Below are 20,190 nucleotides of genomic sequence, written 5' to 3'. Positions count from 1 at the left end.
TGCTGCGACACGCTCTGCATTTTTTCCAACCTCCAACACAAAAACGCTATGATCACACACAATCAGGCCCAGAAAACCACTGCCCCCCGTTCTGCTGAAGGCAGCCGGCTAGCCAGCCAGGGCAAGGCTACGAGCGTAAATGGGAAAAGCGTTCGGGGCTTCGCCGCCATGGACCCCGCCGAGCAGCGGCGCATTGCCAGTGAAGGCGGCCGGGCCTCGCACGAAAGCGGCCGTGGGCATCGGTTCACTTCCGAAGAAGCCCGCGCCGCAGGCCGCAAAGGCGGCCAGGCCAGCCGCCGCACTGGCTCAGCCAACGCCGTTCGCTAGCCCCTGCCCGCCAATCTGATAGCTTTTACACCTATTGCCGCCAAGCCTCCATGCAACGCATGGGGGCTTGTTTTTTTAGTGGCGATTTGGCGGCAGAACTGATTAGCCTGCCCGCTAAGCCGCTTTGCGCAGCTCAACAAAGCGGCAAGCTAAAATCACTGCTCTTGGCCGGGGTCGCGGCCAAATTCAGGGTTTGCCTGTTACTTGCCAGTCCAACTGGTTTTTCTCCCTATGCTTCAGCTCACCTGGTCGCGGCGCGTGCTGCGCTTCAACTTTCCGGCCCGCACCTCGCGCGGGGCGCTGGCCGAGCACGCCGCCTACTACCTGCACCTCACCCATACCGGGCAGCCCGGCCGCCAGGGCCTGGGCGAAGCCGCGCCGCTGGCCGGCCTCAGCCCCGACTTCGGGCCCGGCTTCGAGGCCAAAGTCGCCGGGTTCTGCGCCGAGTTCAATAGTCTTAAAATCAAGGAACTGCCGGCCGACGAAGCTGCTACGCTGGTCGGCCCCGAGTGGCCCGCGCTACGCTTCGCCCTCGAAACCGCCGCCCTCGACTGGCACCACGGCGGCCGGCACTGTATCTACGACAACGACTTCAGCCGGGGCCAAGCCGGCATTCCCATCAACGGGCTGGTCTGGATGGGCGACGCGGCCTTCATGCGCGCACAAATCGAGAAAAAGCTGGCCGAAGGCTACTCCTGCCTGAAGCTCAAAATCGGCAGCCTCGATTTTGCCACTGAGTTAAAGCTGCTGGCCGAAATAAGGGCCGTGGCCGGGCCGGACCAGCTTACGCTGCGCGTAGATGCCAACGGCGCTTTCGGCCTGGCCGAAGCATTGGGCAAGCTCAACCAACTGGCCCGCTTCGACTTGCATTCCATCGAGCAGCCCATTGCGGCCGGACAAGGGCCGGCAATGGCCGCGCTCTGCCGGGCCTCGCCCATTCCGGTGGCGCTGGATGAGGAGCTGATTGGCGTAACCGAATCTGACCGGCAGACCGCGCTGCTGGCGCAGATTCAGCCCGCCTACGTTATTCTGAAACCCACGCTGGTTGGCGGCCTGGGGGCCGCGCTGCGCTGGATTGAGGCGGCGGAGGCGCGGGGCATCGGCTGGTGGCTCACGTCGGCGCTGGAGTCGAACGTAGGGCTGAATGCCATCAGCCAGTTTGCGGGCAGCTATGCCCGGCCGGGCTTTCCGCAGGGGCTGGGCACGGGGCAGCTTTATCACAATAACGTGACGGCCCCGCTGCACATCCGCCGCGGGACGCTGCACTACGAGCCGGGGGAAATCTGGGGAATAGTGGGCGAATAAGGGGCGGGGCGGTGCATCCGGTAAAATAGAATTTTGTCTATCTTACCTGCCTGCCCGCCCTCCCAATATGCTGCTCTGCCCCTCCTTGAACGTTGCTCAGCCAGCCCGGCGCTGGTACGCCCGCGGCCTCGTGTGCCTGGTGCTGGTGCTGTCGGCGCTGGCCGGGCCGGCGCAGTCGCTGCCTTTTCGGTTCACCAATGAACGCCTCCATCGGCTAAAAAGGCCCTTTGTGCTGCAGCGCAACCTTATTGTGCTCACGGCCAGCCTGAACGGCAAAGGGCCGTATAACTTTCTGCTCGATACGGGCGTGGGCATATCGCTGATCACCGACCCCAGCCTGCGCGACGAGCTGAAGCTGCGCGTGGGGCAGCGCTTCCGGGTGGCGGGGGCGGGCAGCGAGGCGGCGCTGGAAGCTTTTCACACCGACAGCGTGCGGGTAGAGCTGCCGGGCGTTGTGGGGCCCAATATTCCGTTTCTGGTACTCTCCGAAGATGTGCTGAATCTGTCGAACTACGTGGGTACGACCATTCACGGCATACTCGGGTACGATCTGTTTCGCAGCTTCGTGGTGACCGTGCGGCCGGCCGAGGCCTCCCTTATCTTCTCCGACCCTGCGCACTACCGCAAGCCCCTCAGCCAGCGCTGGGCCCATCTGCCGCTGGAGCTGGAAGGCAGCAAAACCTACATCACGACCCCGGTATCCCTGTCCGACTCGCTCACGCTGCCGCTCAAGCTGATTCTGGATACCGGCGCGGGCCATGCCCTCTCCATCGAAACCACTTCCGACCCGCGGCTGGTGTTGCCGCCCCAGCGGTTGCGCACCCAGCTCGGCCGGGGGCTGAACGGCTTCATCAATGGCTACCTGGGCCGCGTGGCGGCCATTCAGCTGGGCCGCTACCGGCTCAAAACGCTGCTCACCTCGTTTCCAGATGCCGACAACGTGGCGCTCCGGGCCGGCGTGCCCCGCAACGGCAACATCGGCTTCGAGCTGCTGAAACGGTTCGACATGGTGATTAACTACGATAAAAACTACCTGCTGCTGCGGCCCAACGCCCTTTTTCGGGAGCCCTTCGAGCATGATATGTGCGGCTTCGAGCTGCTGGCCACCGGCCCCGACTACCGGCGCTATGTTATTGTGCAGGTGCAGCCCGGCTCGCCGGCCGCCCTGGCCGGCCTGCGCTCCGACGATGAGCTGGTGTTTATCAACATGGCACCCAGCAACAGCCTCACCCTCACGCAGGTAAGCCGTGTTTTTCACTCCGCCGACGGCCGCCAGATTATGCTGGTAGTGCGCCGCGCCGATGGGGAGCTATATATAGCTAAGATCCAGCTGAAACGCCAGATTTAGCCCCAGCGCGGCCGGCAGGCCCGGGGCCGTCGGCCAAGCCCGTATTTATAGCCGGGTTTTTGGCCCAAAGTGCCCTCTATTCAATCAACCGCCTGATATTTTTCCTACATTAGGAGCCCGTCTTAGCCGAGCTTCCACCTCCCGCGCCCCTTCTCTCCGATGCCCACGGCCCCTTCGCCCGCGCTGCCCACCCCGCCGCCCGAAATCCGGGCCAATCAGCACATCTACTCCGATTATTTCGACGAAAACTTCGTCTGGAAGCTCGATGAGCACATTCTGCAGCTGCTCGACCGGGTCTGGTTTCGCTCCGAGCTGGTGGGCTTCGACGACTATCCGCAGCGCAATGACCCCGACAAGCCACTGATTTTTGCCTCCAACCACTCGGGCATGGCTTTCCCCTGGGATGCTATGGTGGCCCTCTCGCACCTGTGGCGCAAGCTGCCCGACCTGCGCGACCTGCCCCGCCCGCTTTCCGCGCCCATGCTCTCGCAGTCGGCCCTGATGAATCCGTTTCTGATCCGCGACTTCTGGAAGCGCTGCGGCTGCGTGGATGCCACCACGCTGAATTTCGAGACGATGATGTACTACAACGACCACAACCTGATGCTGTACCCCGAGGGCGTGCCCGGCATTGGCAAGGGGTTCAACCGTAAGTACCAGCTGCAGCGCCTGGCCACCAGCATCATCCGTCTCGGCATCCAGCACCGCACCGATATTGTGCCATTCTACACCATCAACGGCGAATACCTGAACCCCTACGCCTACAGCTGGGACTGGCTCAACAATCTGAGCAAGAAAATCGGCATTCCGTTCATTCCGTTCGGCCCCATCGTCATCATGGTGCTGCTGCAGCCGTGGTTTTTCTACATGGCCTATCCGGCCAAGCTCACCTTCGTGCTGGGCACCCGCATCAAGCCCTACGAGCTGACCGACAAAGCCCACGACGAGCTGACCCGCGCCGAATACGAGGCGCTTTCCAACCAGGTGCGCCAGCAGATGCAGGCCGAGATGGATGCCGCCGTGCACCGCTACGGCCGCCACCCGTACCGCTGGAAGGAAATGTGGCAGCGCATCCGCGCCAACTGGCGCTATTTCCCCTTTTTCCTGCCCTTTTCCTGGCCGGCCCTGTTCACCGAGTTTGAGCAGCAATACACCAAAAGCCCCGGCGGCCCCATCGACCTGCAGTTGGCCCGCCCCGGCGCGTGGCTGCGCATGATCTGGCGCAACCCCTTCACGCTGAGCTTTTTCATTCCGATTCTGGGCTGGATTCCGATTGCCATCCGCGGCTACAAAGGCCATCGGCTGAGCGAGAACAAACGGTAGGGCTCTTCGGAAACTATAATTTCTGCCCCAACGTCGTAACCCATACTGTTTCAGGCAGTAAAAGGAGTCGAAGCCCGTGTAGCCAGACTTCTGCTGCACGTGAGGCTCGCCGTCAAGCTGTCCTGTAGCTCCTGGTCGGCCACTTTTTCTTCCAATTTCCGCGCTCTGTTTCCCACCCCAATGCCTTCCCCCCAGCATTTACTTCTCAAACAATTTCTGACGGCCGCTACCGGTCCGCTGGCCCGCCGCCGGCCCAGCCTGAACGGCCTGCGCCTGGGGCTGGAAGTGGGCAGTCTGTTTCAGTTTCTGCCCTGGGGCGTGCACCTCGAAAGTGTGCGCATCGAGGGCATGGCCGCCGAGTGGATTCGGCCGCAGAATGCCCCGGTCGGCCGCGTGCTGCTGTATCTGCACGGCGGCGGCTACGTGCTGGGCTCGCTCAATACGCACCGCAGCTTCATTGGCGAGCTGGCCCGGCGCTGCGGTCTGCAGGCGCTGGCCATCGACTACCGCAAGGCACCCGATTTTCCGTTCCCGGCCGCCCTCGACGATGCCCGGCTGGCCTACCGCTGGCTGCTAACCCAGGGCTATCAGCCCCACGATATCATCGTGGCCGGCGACTCGGCCGGTGGCGGGCTGGCCCTGGCGCTGCTCATTGCCCTGCGCGACAACCGGGAGCCGCTGCCCGCCGCCGCCATCGGCCTCTCGCCCTGGACCGATCTGGTGCTCTCCACGGCCACCATCCGCCGCGTAGCCCACGAGGAGCTGCAGCTGCTCGAAGCCCTTACCATTCGGGGCTGGGGCGGCCACTACGCCAATGCAGTGCCGCTGGCGCACCCGCTGCTGTCGCCCGTTCAGGCCGATTTGCACGAGCTGCCGCCGCTGCTGCTCCAGGTTTCCGATGCCGAAGTGCTCTGCGACGACGTGCTCAGCTTTGCCGGCAAGGCGCAGTTGGCCGGCGTGCCCGTCACACTCCAGACGTTTGAGGGCCTCATTCATTGGTGGCATCTGTTCTGGCGATTGGTGCCCGAGGCCCGGCTGGCCCTGGATAAAGTAGCCGCCTTCACCCACGGCATCTGGGCGGCGCAGGCCGAAGCAGCCCGCATTCTTGGAAGCACCCGCCCACCAAAAGCCGCCGCCCCCCGGCTGCGGGCCCGGCTGTAGCAGCGGCCCGCAAAGCGGCGCTGGCCGGGGAGCGACAAGGATTTTTTCTATTGTTTTAAGCCATGAAACCTGCGGTGAAACGGACGAGCACGAAAATTTCTTTCCTCACCACCAACTATATAGCTATGTTTTTGTAGGTTTGTCGAAATTACTCGGCTTGCATACTACTTTAGGCCATCAGCAGCGTCTCAACCCTCATTTTCGTTTCTCTCTAACCCTTTTAATCAGTCAACGCCATGGAAGATTTGTTTAAGAAATTCATCAATGCCGGCGTCGGTTTCGCGTCGCTGACCAGTGACCGGGTGCAGAGCGCCATTGATGCGCTGGTGAAGGAGAGCAAGCTGTCGGAGCAGGAGGGGAAGAAGATTATGGACGACTTGAAAAAGAACTCCGAAACCAAGCGCAAAGAGCTGGAAAAGCAGTTCAGCGGCATCGCCTCCAAGCTCATGAAGAGCGTGGGCGTGGCCTCTAACTCCGATGTGGAAGACCTGAAGCGTAGCGTGAAAGGCGGCTCCAAGTCGGCCTCGTCATCTTCGTCTTCGTCGGCCAGCAAAGGCAGCGCTTCCAAAAGCAGCGCCAAGCCCGCTTCGAGCGCCACGGCCAAAGCCGCCGGTGCCACCAAAAAGGCGGCTGACAAGGTGAGTAGCGCCGCGGGCACGGCCCAGAAATCGGCGGCGGCCAAGGCTGGCGCGGCCAAGTCTTCGTCGTCCAAATCCTCTTCGTCGGCGGCGAAGCCCGCGGCTCCCAAGGCTTCGGACAGCGGCAGCAACGGCGGCGGCAGCGCCTCGTAAGCAGCCGGTTTCGGCCCGAAAAGCCAGTGCCCCGATTGCGCGGGCACTGGCTTTTTTGTGCGTGCGGCGGCAGATGCCGGCCGCGCCCTGAAACTGCTTATTTTGCAGCGTTTCCTCCACCGTTCCCGCTTTCGCGCCCGCTATGTTCAAGAATACGATTTCCAATCTGAACCGCATCCGGCAGGTGGCGGAAGTGCTGGCGCGCTACGGGTTTGAGGATGTGGTGACCAACACGGCTCTGCGCCGCCTCATCACGCAGAAGCGGCGGGTTTCGTGGCAGCACGCCGAAAAAACCGTGTTTGAAACCACGCGCTGGGAGCGAATCCGGATGGTGATTGAGGAGCTGGGTCCCACGTTCATCAAGCTGGCCCAGGCCCTGAGCAACCGCGCCGACCTGCTCCCGCAACCGCTCATCGACGAGTTTGAGAAGCTGCAGAGCGACGTGCCACCCTTCGACGTGGTGCTGGCCAAGCAGATCATTGAGCGGGAGCTGGGCCGGCCTATTTCCGAGGTGTTCACCGAGTTTGACGACGTGCCGCTGGGCTCGGCCAGTATCGGGCAGGTGCACAAGGCGCGGCTGCTCACCGGCGAGCTGGTGGTGGTGAAGGTGCAGCGCCCCGACGTGCAGGAAAAGGTGCGCACCGACCTGAGTTTGCTGCACGAGCTGGTGCGCCTCACGGCCGGCTTTCTGCGCAACCACGGCCTGGGCAACCCCGAAGACATTGTGGATGCCTTCGAGCGCAGCATGATGAAGGAGTTGGATTACACGTCCGAGGCCCGCAGCATGGACCAGTTTCGCAAGCTCTACGAGAACTACGAAACCTTCTACATTCCGAAGCCCTATCGGGAGCTGTCTACGGCCAAAATCCTGGTCATCGAATTCGTGAGCGGCTGCAAGATTTCCGACAAGGAAAAACTGCTGGAATGGGGCCTAAGCCCCGCCACGGTGGCCGAAACGGGCATGGACATCTACCTGACCCAGATTTTCGAGTTCGGGATATTCCACGCCGACCCGCACCCCGGTAACGTGCTGGTGCGCCCCGACGGCACGCTAGTGCTCATCGACTTCGGCATGGTGGGCAAGCTCACCAAGCAGCAGAAATATGCGTTTGCGGGCGTGTTCATTGGCATGGCCCGGCAGGATGCCCGCAGCATGGCCCTGAACTTCCGCCGCCTCGCCGTCACGGCCGACATCCCCGACATGCGCCGCTTCGAGGCCGACCTGAACGACCTCATCGAAGACTTCACGACCCTCGACGTGAAGGAAATGAGTATGGGCGACCTGGCCGACCGCCTCCAAGTGATTATCTACAACTACAAGCTGCAAGTGCCCGGCGCGGTGTTCCTGATTCTCCGGGCGCTGGTGATTCTGGAGGGCATCGGCAAGGTGCTGCACCCGCACTTCAATACGTTCGAGTTCGTGCGGCCCTACGGAGCCCGCATCATCGCCGAGCAGTATTCCACCGAGAATATCCTCAGCGAGGCCCAGTACACCGGCTCCCAGCTGCTGGCCCTGCTCACCACGCTGCCCACCGACGTGCGCCAGATTATGCGCAAAATCTCGCGCGGCGACCTGCGGCTCAAGATCGAGCACGGCGGCTATCAGGGCCTGCTGCGCAAAGCCGACCAGCTCGTGTCGCGCTCCATCATCGCGGCGCTGGCGGTGGCGTTTCTGCTGTTTTCGGGCCTGAGCCTGCTCGGGCGCTACTCCCCGGAAATGCGCTACGTGCAGGGCATTCCGGTGCTCACCTGGTGGAGCCTGGGCATCACGGGCTTTCTGCTGCTGATCCTGCTGATTCTGGGGACGCAGCGGGAGCGGAAGTAGATCATATTGCAGCGTATGGTATGGAACCACAGCCCCAGCGGGGTGAGATGTCGGTAGTCATAACCGGCACAACCCAGCCGGAGCCCCCGAGGGGCGGCACCAATCGTTGAAGAGGTGTCGCCCCGCGGGGGCTTTGGTACGACCTCCGGCCCGTTTTACTACCGATATGTCGCCCCTCCGGGGCTACTGGTCCGTATTCCGCACCTTCAGATTGAGTAAGCTTTTAGCCTGGGTATATTCCAAAGAAAAAGCCTGGCTTGCGCAAACCAGGCTTTTTCTTGAAGTACAAAACTGCCTATTTCAGCTGCATATCCTCAATAATGAGGTTGATGTAGTCGCCGAGCTTGGCGTTCACCTGGTCGAAGTCCACGGCGGACTTGAGCGGGTTGCGCACGCTGAAGTAGAACTTGATTTTGGGCTCGGTGCCCGAAGGGCGGGCCGATACCTTGCTGCCGTCGGCGAGGATGAACTGGAGCACGTTGGAGCTTTCCAGGCCGGTGGGCGTTTCCTGGCCCGTTTGCAGGTTTTTGATGAGGCCGGTTTTATAATCGCGCAGCTCCACTACCTGCTGCTGGGCAATGGTTTTGGGCGGATTGGCCCGCAGGCTGCGCATCATCTCCTGAATCTCCTCAGCGCCGCGCTGGCCCTTTTTGGTGAGCGAAATCAGGTCTTCCTTGTATAGGCCATACTCGGTGTACATCTGCACCATCGCCTCGTAGAGCGACTGGCCGCGGTCCTTGGCCACGGCCGCCATTTCGGCAATGATGGCGCAGGCCGAGATGGAGTCCTTGTCGCGCACGAAGTCGCCGATCATGTAGCCGTAGCTTTCCTCGCCGCCGCCGATGTAATTTTCTTGGCCTTCCAGGTCGCGGATGATGCCGGCAATGTACTTAAAGCCGGTCAGCGTCTGGTAGGCCTTCACGCCGTAGTGGCGGGCAATGTCGCCGAGCACGTCGCTGGTCACGATGGTGTAGACGATGTAGTCTTTCGGGGTCATCTTGCCGGCTTCCTTGCGGGCCGAGAGCAGGTACTGGGTGAGCAGGGCGGCGGTTTGGTTGCCGTTGAGCAGCACCCACTCGCCGGCCGTGTTCTTCACCCCGATGCCGATGCGGTCGGCATCCGGGTCGGTAGCCAGCACGAGGTCGGCATCCTGAGCTTTGGCCTGGTCGAGGGCCATCTGCATGGCTACTTTCTCCTCGGGATTGGGCGACAGCACGGTGGGGAAATTGCCGTCGGGGGTGGCCTGGGCCTCCACGATGCTCACGTTGGTGAAGCCGAATTTGGCCAGCGCCTTGGGCACCATCGTAATGCCGGTGCCGTGCAGGGGCGTGTACACGATTTTCAGATCGTGCTGGCGCTGGATGGCGGCGGGGTTGATGCTGAGCTTGTGGACTTCCGTGAGGTAGGCCTCGTCCATATCCGCGCCCAGGGAGTGAATCAGGGCCGGGTTGGCGGTGAACTTTACCTCGTCGGGGCTCTGGATGGCCTCGACTTCGGCAATGATGTTCTTGTCGTGGGGGGCTACTACCTGCGAGCCATCCTGCCAGTACACTTTGTAGCCGTTGTATTCCTTAGGGTTGTGGGAGGCGGTAATCACGCAGCCGCTCTGGCAGCCCAGGTGGCGGATGGCAAAGGACAGCTCCGGCGTGGGCCGCAGGGCCTCGAACAGGTAGGCCGTGATACCGTTGGCCGAGAAGATGTCAGCCGCAATCTGGGCAAACTCGCGGCTGTTGTTGCGCGAGTCGTGGGCCAGGGTCACCTTGATTTCCTGGCCGGGGAAGCACTTTAGCAGGTAGTTGCACAGGCCCTGGGTGGCCATGCCCAGCGTGTAGCGGTTCATGCGGTTGGAGCCCGCGCCCATGATGCCGCGCAGGCCGCCGGTGCCGAATTCGAGGGTGCGGTAGAAGGCGTCGCTCAAAGCTTCTTCGTGGTCGGCATCCACCAATTGCTGAATGGCGGCCTTAGTGTCGGCGTCGTAGTTGCCGGTGAGCCAGGAGGTAACGCGGGTCTGGATTTCGGGGGTCAGGGCCATGCGAAAGGGCGGGATAGGAGAGGAAAGGGGTAAAGAACGGGCGTAAAGAAAAGAGGTTTTGGCTGGACTTGCGCACCCGCCTGTCATTGCGAGGACGAAGGACGAAACAATCCGTCCTGGACAATGAGCGAAACCTTGATTAAGCAAAAAGCCTGTCGGCTGTCATTGCGAGCAGAGCGAAGCAATCCGTCCTGAACAATGAGTTGAGCCCTGATTAAACACAAAGCCCTGACGTGTGCATGCGTCAGGGCTTTGTGATAAAACAGGGCTTTTTACATTTCAGAGGACGGATTGCTTCGTCGTGCCTCCTCGCAATGACAGGGTATTACAGATTCCCGCGCAGCGCCTGCTCCCGCTCGATGCTCTCGAACAGGGCCTTGAAGTTGCCTTTGCCGAAGCTTTTAGCGCCCTTGCGCTGAATGATTTCGAAGAACACCGTAGGTCGGTCTTCCACGGGCTTGGTGAAAATCTGAAGCAGGTAGCCTTCCTCGTCGCGGTCCACGAGCAGGTTCAGGGCTTTCAATGATTCCAGATCCTCGTCGATGGCGCCGATGCGGTCCAGCAGGTCTTCGTAGTAGGTGCCGGGCACCGAGAGAAACTCCACGCCGCGGCGGCGCAGTTCGGTGACGGTGGTGCGGATGTCGTTGGTGGCAATGGCGATGTGCTGCACGCCGGGCGAGTGGTAGTAGTCGAGGTACTCCTCAATCTGCGACTTCTTCTTGCCCTCGGCCGGCTCGTTGATGGGGAACTTCACGTAGCCGTTGCCATTGCTGACCACCTTGCTCATCAGGGCCGAATACTCGGTGCTGATATCCTCGTCGTCGAAGGTGAGCAGGAGCTTGAAGCCCATCACATCTTCGTAGAACTTCACCCACTGATTCATCTCGCCCCAGCCCACGTTGCCCACGCAGTGGTCCACGTGCATCAGGCCGACGGGCTTGTCCTGCGGCACCAGGCCGCGTTTGGCCACGAAGCCCGGCATAAACGGGCCGGTGTAGTTGGTGCGCTCCACGAAGGTATGCACGCTCTCGCCGTAGGTATAAATGCCCGACAGCGTGACGCTGCCGAACTCATCCTCGATGGTGTAGGGCTCGAAAGCCGACTTCGCGCCGCGCTTGGTGGTTTCCTCCCACGACTTACGGGCGTCGTCGACCCACAGGGCCATCACCTTCACGCCGTCGCCGTGCGTGGCTACGTGGCGGGTGATGTCGGAGTCGGGCAGGAGGGAGGTGGTGAGCACGAAGCGGATTTTGCCCTGCTGCAGCACGTAGCTGGCCCGGTCGCGCAGGCCGGTTTCGGGGCCGGCGTAGGCCACCAGCTCGAAGCCGAACGCGGCTTGGTAGAAGTAGGCCGCCTGCTTGGCATTGCCGACGTAAAACTCCACGAAGTCCGTGCCTTTCAGGGGGAGGAAATCGTGGGCGGGGTGGGCCTGCACCGCGGGCGAAGTCATGGTTTGCATGGCGGAAAGAATAGGATGACGGGTGGAAATGGGAATGTGAGGGTAAAAATACGGGTTTGCACCAAATCGTTCCGCCACCCGGCGCGGCCCTTCCGATTCCGGGGCCGGGATGGGGATTTGCGGGCGGCGGTTTCGTACAATTGCAGAATCCTACGCACCTTTGCGCCTTAACCATTTGCACCCCGTGGCTATGAATAAAGAGGACCTGAACCGCGCCCTCGTCTCGCTGATTGAGAAGAAGCAGGAACTGCACAAGCTATCCTACGACGACACCCGCTACGACGACGTGGAGGAAGAGCTGCACGACCTGGAAGACAGCTTCAACGAGGAATACGGCACGTATCTGGAGGAAATGCTGGAGAAAGTCCACGAGAAGCTCTGCCCCGATACCGATGTGCTGCTGCCCACCGCCTACCTGCCCAACGACCTCGGCGGCGACACCGGCTACCTGCCCTCGCACAAGGAAGGCGTCTGGGTCGATTCGGACGAATTTCCCGGCAAGGAAGCCCGCCTAGTGCTCGTGCCCAACCCTACGCGCCTGATCCTGTCTGTGGGCAAGAGCGTGCGCAAGGAAGTGTGGAAGGCGTAGGCTGGTCCGGGCCTTCGCCTACCTGAGCTAACCAGTGCAACTGCCATGCCGCAACGCCCGTTGCGGCATGGCAGCTTTGCCAGCCGGAACCCAGCTGGTAAAAAAAGGCTTATTACTAATGCATAGCCGTGAGAATACTGCCGAAAATTATCCTGCTGCTACTGTTGCTGGGCGCTGCTACTCCAAAGGCCCAGGCGCAGAAAATAGATGCCACGCCCCTGAATGCCTATTGGCAACTAGTGGACCGCCTGAAGCAGGGTGATTCGCTGCGGGTGAAAGACTGGCAGGCGTTTTTGGCTATTGAAGCGAACAAAATCTACATCGAGAATCAGGGCTTCGATGCCCGGTACCTGGCCAACCTGCGCAAGGCGGTTGAGGTGGTGTATATGCCCCAGCACGCGGCGGAGCTGCAGGAGCGCCTGAAGGAGCCGGTGAAAAACTGGAAAACCTACAAGGTGAACCAGTACAAAGCCCACGAGGCAGAATTAAAGCAATACCAGCAGCAGCTCACCCGGCCGGAGTATCTTACTGCTCTATACAAGGCCACCTGGGAGTGGCTGCCCGGCCGGCTGCAGCAGCGGGATACCACGACCACCATCTACCTGCTCGGAATTGAAAATGACGCCATAGCCGGCGGCGACGTGATGATCTTCACGCTGTGGAGCGCTTACAACCAGGACAAGCTCAAGCCGGGCATCTTGGCCGCCCACGAAATGCACCACATCCTGCGCCGGCCCGTTACATTTCGCAACGTGGCGCAAGGCGACCAGGGCATCCTCTACACGCTGAGCTGCATTCTGAATGAAGGCAGCGCCGATATGATTGATAAAAAGTACAGCCTCATCAATAAGGATAAAATGCCGTTTGAGTTCCAGTACGAGGACTTTCTACTGAACAAGGCAGATAGCATTGTGGGTAAGATAGGGGAGAACCTTGAGCTGATGGCGGATAAAAGCCAGGCGGGCTATCAGGATGAAAAATACTACCGCAATCTGATCAGGTGGACGAGCGGCCACTGCCCGGGCTATTACATGGCCGATATTATCGTGCGCAATGGTTTTAGCCAGCAGCTGCTGAAAAGCATCCAGAACCCGTTCGAGTTCGTGTATCTCTACAATAAAGCCGCGAAGCGCGACAAGGCCCGGCCATACGTGTACTCGGAAAAAGCTATTCGCCGCGTGCAGGAGTTGGAGAAGAAATACTGGCTGCCGCCGGCCCACTCCCGAAAATCATAACGCTGCCCGAATGATTTACCGCATTGCCGAATTGGCCGACTGGACTGCCGCCCAGCAAACCGGCTTTTTCGCCAGCGCCGACCTCAAAACGGAAGGCTTCATTCATGCTTCCGAGCTGTACCAGGTGCTCGGCACCGCCAACCGCTACTATGCTGGTCGCCAAGATATTGTGCTGCTGGAGCTGGATGAGGCGGAGCTGTGGGTGGCGGCCGTGCCCGTGCAGCGCGAGTACGCCGCAGAGCACGACGACTATTTTCCGCATATCCTAGCCCCCATTCCGCTGGCCGCCGTGGTGCGGGCGCTGCCCTTCGCCTTGGCCGAAGAGGGCGGCCACGCGCTGCCGCCGGAGTTGGACGAGCTGGCCTGAGAAATACACCACGCCGGACGCAACGTGCAACCTTTTGGCCAGTATCGGCTCCTGGGTATATAGGCTAACGGGTGTGCTATGAAAATCGGCTTTTGCATGAGCCGCGCGGCTTGGCCGGCGGTAGCTTTGGGTTTGCTCCTGACGGGTTGCGCCCCTTCCTACTATCTTTCTATTCGGCCCAGTGAGGCGGCCGAAAAAGGGCCGGACGGCCCGCAGACGCTGTTCGCCGCGCTGGATAGCATCGAAATGACGGTGCGCTTTGCGCATCAGCGGGATAAGGAGCTGCTGTTTGAAGCCGAAATCCGGAATGGCTCCGGGCGGGCGGTTTTGGTCGATCCGGCGCAGTTCTACTACCAGCCCGCACTAGCGCAGGGCGTGGCTTCCACCGCCAATGCGGCCTATGGCCCCAGCCGAATAGCCGCCTTCGACCCTGAGTTAAAAGTGGAGCAGCTCGCCACCAAGCTCAGCACCGCCGACCGCAAAGCCACCGGCACCAGCGTCTGGGAATGGCTGACGATGCTGAGCGACGTGACGGCCGACGTAACCGCTACCAAGCGCAAGGAAACGCCGAAGCAGGAGTATGAGCGCAAAGTTCAGTATGACCAAAGTATGCAGAGCTTCGACGACACCCGCGCCCGCCACGCCGAAACCGCCGACCGCACGGCTCTGGAGCTGGAGCTGTGGCAACGCAAGATGCTGCGCCGCTACCTGCTCCAGCCGGGCGAGCTGATGCATGGCTACATCGTATTCCCCGCCCTCGACCAATCGGCTTTATTGCGCTTGAGCACGCCCATTGGCCCCCACAATTTTACCTTCGACTTCGAGCAGCAGCGGAAGCAGTATTGAGGCATCAGCCGGCCCCAAAGGGATAAAACAGGCAAACGAACGGTCATGCTCCATCTGGCGTCTGCTTGTCGAAGCATCTCTACCGCTTCGTTGCAGTCAATTACCCTAATCTATACAGCCGCGTAGCGGCGGCAGGTTTGTAGAATCCGAATAAGCTAAAAGACAAAGCCGCGTAGCGGTGACAGAGCCGTTCGGGCGTTTCTGTCACCGCTACGCGGCTTTGTCTTGCTACTGCGTTCAATGCTACAAACCTGCCGCCGCGCTGCGGCTACTTCGCAACCTGGATTAACCTATTGCGGCCAGCCTGTCTCCAGGCGCTGCTTACATGAAATCGGCCAGCTCCAGCCACCGCTCGCCTTTACTGTCCAGCGCGGCGTCCGTGCGCTTTAGCTCGGCGGCCCAGTCGGCCAGCTCTTGGTGGGAGCCGGTGCCGGCGTTGAGCTTTTCGATGAGTTGCAGCTTCCGGGTTTCGAGCTGCTCAATCTCCTTTTCCAGCGTTTCGTATTCCTTTTTCTCGGCGAACGTGGCTTTGCGCTTGGGGGCAGCGGACGGGGCGGCTGGGGCGGGCGCTATGGCGGCGGAGGGAGCCACGCCCGCGGCGGCCTTCGCCGTTTTGGCCTTTTCGCGGGCGTACTCCTCCGAGTTATTTTCCTTCTGCCACTCGCGGTAGTCGGTGTAGTTGCCGGGAAACTGCCGGATCTGGCCGCCGGGCTCCAGCACGAATACGTGCTCTACCAGCGCATCCATAAAGTAGCGGTCGTGCGACACGATGAGGATGCAGCCGGCGAAATTCAGCAGGAAATCCTCCAGAATATTCAGCGTGATGATGTCCAGATCGTTGGTGGGCTCGTCCAGAATCAGGAAGTTGGGGTTCTTAATCAGCACGCGCAGCAGCTGCAGGCGGCGCTTTTCGCCCCCGCTCAGCTTGCTGACCATCGTGTATTGCTGGGCCGGCGGAAACTGGAAGTGCTGCAGAAACTGCGAGGCCGTGACCACCTCGCCGTTGGCCATTTCCACCACCTCGGCCACTTCTTTCACAATGTCAATTACGCGCTGGCTCTCGTCGAATTCCAGCTCAGTCTGGGTGTAGTAGCCGAATACGGTGGTCTGGCCGGCATCCACGGTGCCCGAGTCGGGCTGGAGCTTGCCGGTGAGCATGTTCAGCAACGTCGATTTGCCCGCGCCGTTGGGCCCGATCAGGCCGATGCGGTCCTTCTTCTTGAACACATAGCTGAAATCATCGAGCACCACATGGTCGCCGAACTGCTTGTGCAGGTGCTCCACCTCAATGATTTTGCCGCCCTGACGCGTCGTTTTCACGCTCAGCTCCATCTGCGGGCCACTGATCTTGGTTTTGGCCTTCTCCTGGGTTTCGTAGAAGGCGTCGATGCGGGCTTTCTGCTTGGTGCCGCGGGCCTGGGGCTGGCGGCGCATCCAGTCCAGCTCCTTGCGCAGCAGGTTGCGGGCTTTTTCCACTTCGGCCACTTCTATCTGCTCGCGCTCGGCCTTTTTCTCCACAAAGTAGGAGTAGTTGCCCTGGTAGCGGTGCACCTTGCCCTGGTCCATCTCCACAATCTCATTGGCGACTTTATCCAGGAAATACCGGTCGTGGGTTACCATCAGCAGCGTGAGCGAGGGCGAGGCCAGCCGGCTTTCGAGCCACTCAATGGTGTCGAGGTCGAGGTGGTTGGTGGGCTCGTCCAGAATCAGCACTTCGGGCTCCTCGATGAGCACGCGGGCCAGGGCCACGCGCTTGCGCTGCCCGCCCGAGAGCATGCTCACCTTGCGCTCCAAAAGCTCGCCCAGAATGCCCAGGCGGCCCAGAATCTGCTTCACCTGCGCCTCGTAGTCCCAGGCGTTCAGGGCATCCATCTGCTCCATCACCCGCTGCAGATCGTCGGATTTGTGGTTCGCATCGTTCACCACGTGCTCGTAGTCGCGGATGGCGGCCAGCGTGTCGTTCTGGCTGGCGAAGATGGTTTCTTCCACCGTCAGGTTCTCATCGAACACCGGCTGCTGGCCCAGAAAGGCCACCCGAATGCCCTTGCGCACGCTCACCGAGCCCGTATCGGGCTGCTCCAGGCCGGCCAGAATTTTGAGCAGGGTGGTTTTGCCGGTGCCATTGATGCCGACCAGCGCCACGCGCTGCCCTAAGTTCAGACCAAAGCTCAACTCGCGGAACAGCCAGCGGTCGGCGTAATTTTTTGAGAGGTTTTCTCCGGAAAGCAGATTCATGGGGCAAAGATAGGAGCTAGGAGTCAGGAGCTGGGAGCTAGGAGTTAGAATCGTTGGTAGCGACAAATCCACTTCCAACTTCTATCTCCCAGCTCCTATCTCCTAACTCCTAACTCCTAACTCCTAACTCCTAACCTATATCACCCGTACGCGGTCCATGTTGCGGTCGTCGCGCAGGATTTCGAGGCCCCGGTAGGCCAGCGGGCGGCCGGTGTTGGTGGTTAGCTCGCCACCGGCGCTGTGCTGGTGGGCCACGTCGAGCACCAGCTGGGTGTATTTTCGCTCGCCCAGCTCGATGGCGACGGGGCGGCCCCGGCCGGAATCGAAGGACAGGAGGGCACGGTCAATTTCTTCCAGAATCTCACTCATGGGCAGGAATGGAGGATACATAGACGAGGCGTAATATAGAATTTTACAGAAATAATATAGCATAGTCCGACTTTCTTTGCCGGCCGCTCAGGTGCCGCAAAAGCCCTTACCTTCGCTTCCGTATGGCATCTTCTCCCGCAGATATTACCCGCCGTCCCATCGGCGTATTCGACAGCGGCATCGGTGGGCTCACCGTGGCCAGGGCCGTGAACCGGGTGCTGCCCCACGAGCAGCTCGTGTACTTCGGTGACACGGCCCACCTGCCCTACGGCGACAAATCCACGGCTGCTATTCAGGCCTACAGCATCAAAATCTGCGACCTGCTGCTGCGCCAGCACTGCAAAGTCATTCTCATTGCCTGCAACTCGGCCTCGGCCGCGGCCTATGAGCTGGTGCGCGAATACGTGGGCTCCAAAGCCCGCGTGCTCAACGTCATCGACCCCATCGTGGCCCACATCGGCGAGGCCTACGCTAACCGCACGGTGGGCCTGATCGGGACCAAGCAAACAGTCAATTCCAACGTCTATAAAAAGAAGATTGACGACCTGGATGCGGGCGTGGAGCTGAAATCACTGGCCACGCCGCTGCTGGCCCCGATGGTGGAAGAAGGATTCTTCAACAACACCATCAGCGACAACATCATCCGCACCTACCTTTCGAACCCCGCGTTGCATGGCATCGAGGCGCTGGTGCTGGCCTGCACGCACTACCCGCTTATTCAGCGCCAGATCAAGGATTTTTACGATGGCGGCGTGGCCGTGCTGGATGCTTCCGATGTGGTAGCCAGCCACGTAAAGCAGTATCTGGAAGCCAATGCGCTGGCCGCCAAAGCCAGCAAAACGGCCCCCACGCATCAGTTCTACGTCTCCGATTTCACCCGCTCCTTCGAGGAAAGCACCCGCATTTTCTTCGGGCAGGAGGTGCATCTGGAGCATTATCCGCTCTGGGAGTAAGGCCGGATCATGTGCTCCGGGAAAACCCTATCTTTCCCATTGGCCCACCCCAAGGGCGCGTTTGCAACATCTTACCCACCTGGTTCGTCTCTCTGCCATGAATAAGAAGTACTACATGCTGGGCGACTGGCGGCGCAATCTGCTGCTGGCCGCCGCCGCCACCAGCCTGGGCCTCGCGCTGCCCGCCTGCACCTCCGATTCGGACCGCGCCACCAACGGAACCAACGACTCCGCCGACCAGGAATGGACCAGCGGCAACGGCGAAAGCTACTCGCAGGGCGTGATTACGGAAATGACCGAAACCCAGCCCGGTCAGTGGAAAATAACGGCCGAGAAGCCCGCTGGCAAGGAAGAAGTGGCCGCCATTCTGCACCACTTCGATGGCAAAACCGACACGCTGCAGGGCGCGGCGTTGCAGCAGCAAATGCAAAACTACAGCCGCCAGCACCCCGAAAACCGCGTGGCCGGCACCGGCATGATGGACGTGCTCATGTGGAGCGGCATCGGCTACATGGCCGGCCGCTTTCTGATGCCCAACGCCGGCTACTACGCCAACCCCGGCATCATGCAGCGCACCGGGGCTTGGCGGCAGGGCGTAGATCGGGAGCGGCAGCAGGGGCGGGGCTTTTTCGGGCGGGGCTTCACGGGGCCGCGCACGTCGCCCACGGCCGGCATCCGGCCCGCTGCGGCGGTGTCGCGTGCGGCCGTGCGCAGCAGTGCGCCGCGGTTTGGCCGCAGCAGCGGCTTTGGCAGCCGTAGTGGCGGCGGTGGGCGTGGGTTTGGCGGCTAAGCGGTCCGGCAGGCTATGAATACGATTCAACTATTGCCCCTGACCGGGGATGTGGCTCCCGCCGTGCGGGCGCTGGGCTGGGAGTGGGCCGTAGAAGAGGCCTGCGAAAACTACGTGGCCCGCGAAGCCGTGCTGTTGCCGGAAGCCGAAGCCGATACCCTGCTGGCCGCCGCCGACACGCTCTACAGCCTGTTCGTTGAGTCGATTCCGGACCCCATTCCCGACGAGCTGCTCACGCTGCTGGCCATTCCGCCCAACCTGTGGGCCGCCGTGCGCCACTCCTGGAACGACGACCGGCACTGGCACCTTTACGGCCGCTTCGACCTAGCCAGCACCCCGGAAGGCCCCAAGCTGATTGAGTTTAATGCCGACACCGCCACCAGCATCCCGGAAACGGCGGTGGTGCAGTGGGCCAGCCTGGTGGCCGCCCAGCAGGCCGAAGACGAGCGGCAGGCCAACGGCTTGTTTGAAGGCCTAGAAGCTCAGCTCACCCAATGGCGGCAGCTCAACTCCGACCTCGACCCCAGCCTGCTGCTCGTGAGCCTGCCCGACAGCGCCGAGGATGCCGCCAACTGCGCCGTAATCGGTGAGGCGGCCCGGCTCAGCGGCTTTACCAGCATTCATGTTTGTCCGGTCGATGCCATGCAGGTATCGGTGGTGGGCGAGGAGCGGGGCGTGTGGGCCGAGGTGGCGGCCGGCCAGTGGCAGCGCTTCAGCTTCGTATTTAAGCTGGTGCCCTGGGAAATACTGGCCGAAGAGGAGCCGGAGCTGACCGCCGACCTGACTCAGCTGCTGCTCAGCCGCGACGTGATTATCGCTAACCCCGCGTATTCGCTGATCTTCCAAAGCAAAGGCATGCTGGCCTGGCTCTGGCAGGTTTATCCGCACCACCCGCTGCTGCTGGAAGCCGCCTTGGAAGACCTGAGCGGCCATTATGTGCGCAAGCCGCTGCTGGGGCGCGAAGGCCAGAACGTGGTAGAAATGCAGGCCGGCCAGGCGCGGGAGCAGCAGCCCGGTGGCTTCGCGCACCAGCCCCAGGTGCGGCAGCGCTGGGCCCAGCTGCCCACCGATGCGCAGCAGCGCCAGTACCAGGCCGGCGTGTTCTGGGCCGGCACCGGCTGCGCCATCAGCTTCCGCCGCGCCCAGGGCCTGATTACAAACCTATCCGAATTTGTGCCCCATATCATTCGCTAGCAGTGCGGAAATCCGTTTCGCGACGAGCAAAGCGAGTTCCT

Annotated in this window: 18 protein-coding genes; 14 read left to right on the top strand and 4 right to left on the bottom strand. The window is 61.3% G+C overall.

The window, feature by feature from the left end:
• Positions 1-48: 48 nt before the first annotated feature.
• The 7 genes from BUB62_RS18720 to BUB62_RS07655 all read left to right on the top strand — a co-directional run bounded on the left by BUB62_RS18720 (position 49) and on the right by BUB62_RS07655 (position 8,080).
• Positions 49-327: a KGG domain-containing protein gene (locus tag BUB62_RS18720; RefSeq protein WP_084538908.1), complete on the top strand. Its 279-nt coding sequence runs from the start codon at positions 49-51 to the stop codon at positions 325-327.
• 231 nt (positions 328-558) lie between these two features.
• The gene (locus tag BUB62_RS07680; RefSeq protein WP_073108242.1) at positions 559-1,632 is read left to right on the top strand and encodes an o-succinylbenzoate synthase; all 1,074 of its coding nucleotides are present in this window, start codon (positions 559-561) and stop codon (positions 1,630-1,632) included.
• Between the two features lie 85 nt (positions 1,633-1,717).
• Positions 1,718-2,980, top strand: a complete 1,263-nt coding sequence (locus BUB62_RS07675) for an aspartyl protease family protein (RefSeq protein ID WP_159437424.1) — start codon at positions 1,718-1,720, stop codon at positions 2,978-2,980.
• Positions 2,981-3,139: 159 nt separating this feature from the next.
• The gene (locus BUB62_RS07670) at positions 3,140-4,303 is read left to right on the top strand and encodes a lysophospholipid acyltransferase family protein (protein ID WP_073108236.1); all 1,164 of its coding nucleotides are present in this window, start codon (positions 3,140-3,142) and stop codon (positions 4,301-4,303) included.
• Between the two features lie 180 nt (positions 4,304-4,483).
• Positions 4,484-5,464, top strand: coding sequence for an alpha/beta hydrolase (locus BUB62_RS07665; RefSeq protein WP_073108234.1), 981 nt, complete (start codon positions 4,484-4,486; stop codon positions 5,462-5,464).
• 236 nt (positions 5,465-5,700) lie between these two features.
• Positions 5,701-6,255, top strand: a complete 555-nt coding sequence (locus tag BUB62_RS07660) for a phasin family protein (protein ID WP_073108231.1) — start codon at positions 5,701-5,703, stop codon at positions 6,253-6,255.
• A 142-nt stretch (positions 6,256-6,397) separates the two neighbouring features.
• Positions 6,398-8,080 (top strand): ABC1 kinase family protein, encoded by a 1,683-nt coding sequence (locus BUB62_RS07655; RefSeq protein ID WP_073108227.1) that lies wholly within the window; start codon positions 6,398-6,400, stop codon positions 8,078-8,080.
• A gap of 295 nt (positions 8,081-8,375) precedes the next feature.
• Here BUB62_RS07655 and BUB62_RS07650 read toward each other — a convergent pair whose 3' ends face one another.
• A complete protein-coding gene (locus tag BUB62_RS07650) occupies positions 8,376-10,112 on the bottom strand; it encodes a phospho-sugar mutase (RefSeq protein WP_073108224.1) in 1,737 nt (578 codons plus the stop codon).
• 325 nt (positions 10,113-10,437) lie between these two features.
• Positions 10,438-11,571, bottom strand: a complete 1,134-nt coding sequence (gene hppD / locus BUB62_RS07645) for a 4-hydroxyphenylpyruvate dioxygenase (protein ID WP_084538907.1) — start codon at positions 11,569-11,571, stop codon at positions 10,438-10,440.
• Between the two features lie 190 nt (positions 11,572-11,761).
• Between hppD and BUB62_RS07640 the strand changes: the two genes are divergently transcribed.
• The 4 genes from BUB62_RS07640 (at position 11,762) to BUB62_RS07625 (ending at position 14,608) form a co-directional block, all read left to right on the top strand.
• A complete protein-coding gene (locus BUB62_RS07640; protein ID WP_073108221.1) occupies positions 11,762-12,160 on the top strand; it encodes a hypothetical protein in 399 nt (132 codons plus the stop codon).
• A gap of 128 nt (positions 12,161-12,288) precedes the next feature.
• Positions 12,289-13,395: a DUF5700 domain-containing putative Zn-dependent protease gene (locus BUB62_RS07635; protein WP_143164079.1), complete on the top strand. Its 1,107-nt coding sequence runs from the start codon at positions 12,289-12,291 to the stop codon at positions 13,393-13,395.
• A gap of 10 nt (positions 13,396-13,405) precedes the next feature.
• Complete coding sequence (locus BUB62_RS07630; protein ID WP_073108218.1) at positions 13,406-13,762, top strand: DUF952 domain-containing protein; 357 nt, start codon at positions 13,406-13,408, stop codon at positions 13,760-13,762.
• A 78-nt stretch (positions 13,763-13,840) separates the two neighbouring features.
• Entirely contained in the window at positions 13,841-14,608 is a 768-nt protein-coding gene (locus tag BUB62_RS07625; protein WP_073108216.1) for a hypothetical protein, read from the top strand.
• Positions 14,609-14,929: 321 nt separating this feature from the next.
• On the opposite strand, the gene BUB62_RS07620 is transcribed toward BUB62_RS07625, so the two are convergent.
• Together BUB62_RS07620 and BUB62_RS07615 are read right to left on the bottom strand one after the other, a co-directional pair.
• The gene (locus BUB62_RS07620; protein WP_073108214.1) at positions 14,930-16,843 is read right to left on the bottom strand and encodes an ABC-F family ATP-binding cassette domain-containing protein; all 1,914 of its coding nucleotides are present in this window, start codon (positions 16,841-16,843) and stop codon (positions 14,930-14,932) included.
• Between the two features lie 135 nt (positions 16,844-16,978).
• Entirely contained in the window at positions 16,979-17,233 is a 255-nt protein-coding gene (locus BUB62_RS07615; RefSeq protein ID WP_073108211.1) for a hypothetical protein, read from the bottom strand.
• A gap of 101 nt (positions 17,234-17,334) precedes the next feature.
• Here BUB62_RS07615 and murI point away from each other — a divergent pair, with 101 nt between their 5' ends.
• The 3 genes from murI to BUB62_RS07600 all read left to right on the top strand — a co-directional run bounded on the left by murI (position 17,335) and on the right by BUB62_RS07600 (position 20,149).
• A complete protein-coding gene (gene murI / locus BUB62_RS07610; protein WP_073108209.1) occupies positions 17,335-18,165 on the top strand; it encodes a glutamate racemase in 831 nt (276 codons plus the stop codon).
• Positions 18,166-18,262: 97 nt separating this feature from the next.
• Positions 18,263-18,955, top strand: coding sequence for a Cj0371 family chemotaxis-regulating polar lipoprotein (locus tag BUB62_RS07605; protein WP_073108207.1), 693 nt, complete (start codon positions 18,263-18,265; stop codon positions 18,953-18,955).
• A gap of 15 nt (positions 18,956-18,970) precedes the next feature.
• Entirely contained in the window at positions 18,971-20,149 is a 1,179-nt protein-coding gene (locus tag BUB62_RS07600; RefSeq protein ID WP_073108204.1) for a glutathionylspermidine synthase family protein, read from the top strand.
• Positions 20,150-20,190 lie beyond the last annotated feature (41 nt).

It is taken from the genome of Hymenobacter daecheongensis DSM 21074, assembly GCF_900141805.1.
GTDB classification, from domain to species: Bacteria; Bacteroidota; Bacteroidia; order Cytophagales; family Hymenobacteraceae; genus Hymenobacter; species Hymenobacter daecheongensis.
This window is presented reverse-complemented; position numbering and strand designations above follow the sequence as displayed.

Coding starts and splice junctions, on each gene's coding strand:
- BUB62_RS18720 (WP_084538908.1), top strand. CDS start 49: ATGATCACACACAATCAGGCCCAGAAAACCACTGCCCCCCGTTCTGCT.
- murI (WP_073108209.1), top strand. CDS start 17,335: ATGGCATCTTCTCCCGCAGATATTACCCGCCGTCCCATCGGCGTATTC.
- hppD (WP_084538907.1), bottom strand. CDS start 11,571: ATGCAAACCATGACTTCGCCCGCGGTGCAGGCCCACCCCGCCCACGAT.
- BUB62_RS07615 (WP_073108211.1), bottom strand. CDS start 17,233: ATGTATCCTCCATTCCTGCCCATGAGTGAGATTCTGGAAGAAATTGAC.
- BUB62_RS07600 (WP_073108204.1), top strand. CDS start 18,971: ATGAATACGATTCAACTATTGCCCCTGACCGGGGATGTGGCTCCCGCC.
- BUB62_RS07660 (WP_073108231.1), top strand. CDS start 5,701: ATGGAAGATTTGTTTAAGAAATTCATCAATGCCGGCGTCGGTTTCGCG.
- BUB62_RS07640 (WP_073108221.1), top strand. CDS start 11,762: ATGAATAAAGAGGACCTGAACCGCGCCCTCGTCTCGCTGATTGAGAAG.
- BUB62_RS07625 (WP_073108216.1), top strand. CDS start 13,841: ATGAAAATCGGCTTTTGCATGAGCCGCGCGGCTTGGCCGGCGGTAGCT.
- BUB62_RS07650 (WP_073108224.1), bottom strand. CDS start 10,112: ATGGCCCTGACCCCCGAAATCCAGACCCGCGTTACCTCCTGGCTCACC.
- BUB62_RS07680 (WP_073108242.1), top strand. CDS start 559: ATGCTTCAGCTCACCTGGTCGCGGCGCGTGCTGCGCTTCAACTTTCCG.
- BUB62_RS07630 (WP_073108218.1), top strand. CDS start 13,406: ATGATTTACCGCATTGCCGAATTGGCCGACTGGACTGCCGCCCAGCAA.
- BUB62_RS07655 (WP_073108227.1), top strand. CDS start 6,398: ATGTTCAAGAATACGATTTCCAATCTGAACCGCATCCGGCAGGTGGCG.
- BUB62_RS07665 (WP_073108234.1), top strand. CDS start 4,484: ATGCCTTCCCCCCAGCATTTACTTCTCAAACAATTTCTGACGGCCGCT.
- BUB62_RS07620 (WP_073108214.1), bottom strand. CDS start 16,843: ATGAATCTGCTTTCCGGAGAAAACCTCTCAAAAAATTACGCCGACCGC.
- BUB62_RS07670 (WP_073108236.1), top strand. CDS start 3,140: ATGCCCACGGCCCCTTCGCCCGCGCTGCCCACCCCGCCGCCCGAAATC.
- BUB62_RS07605 (WP_073108207.1), top strand. CDS start 18,263: ATGAATAAGAAGTACTACATGCTGGGCGACTGGCGGCGCAATCTGCTG.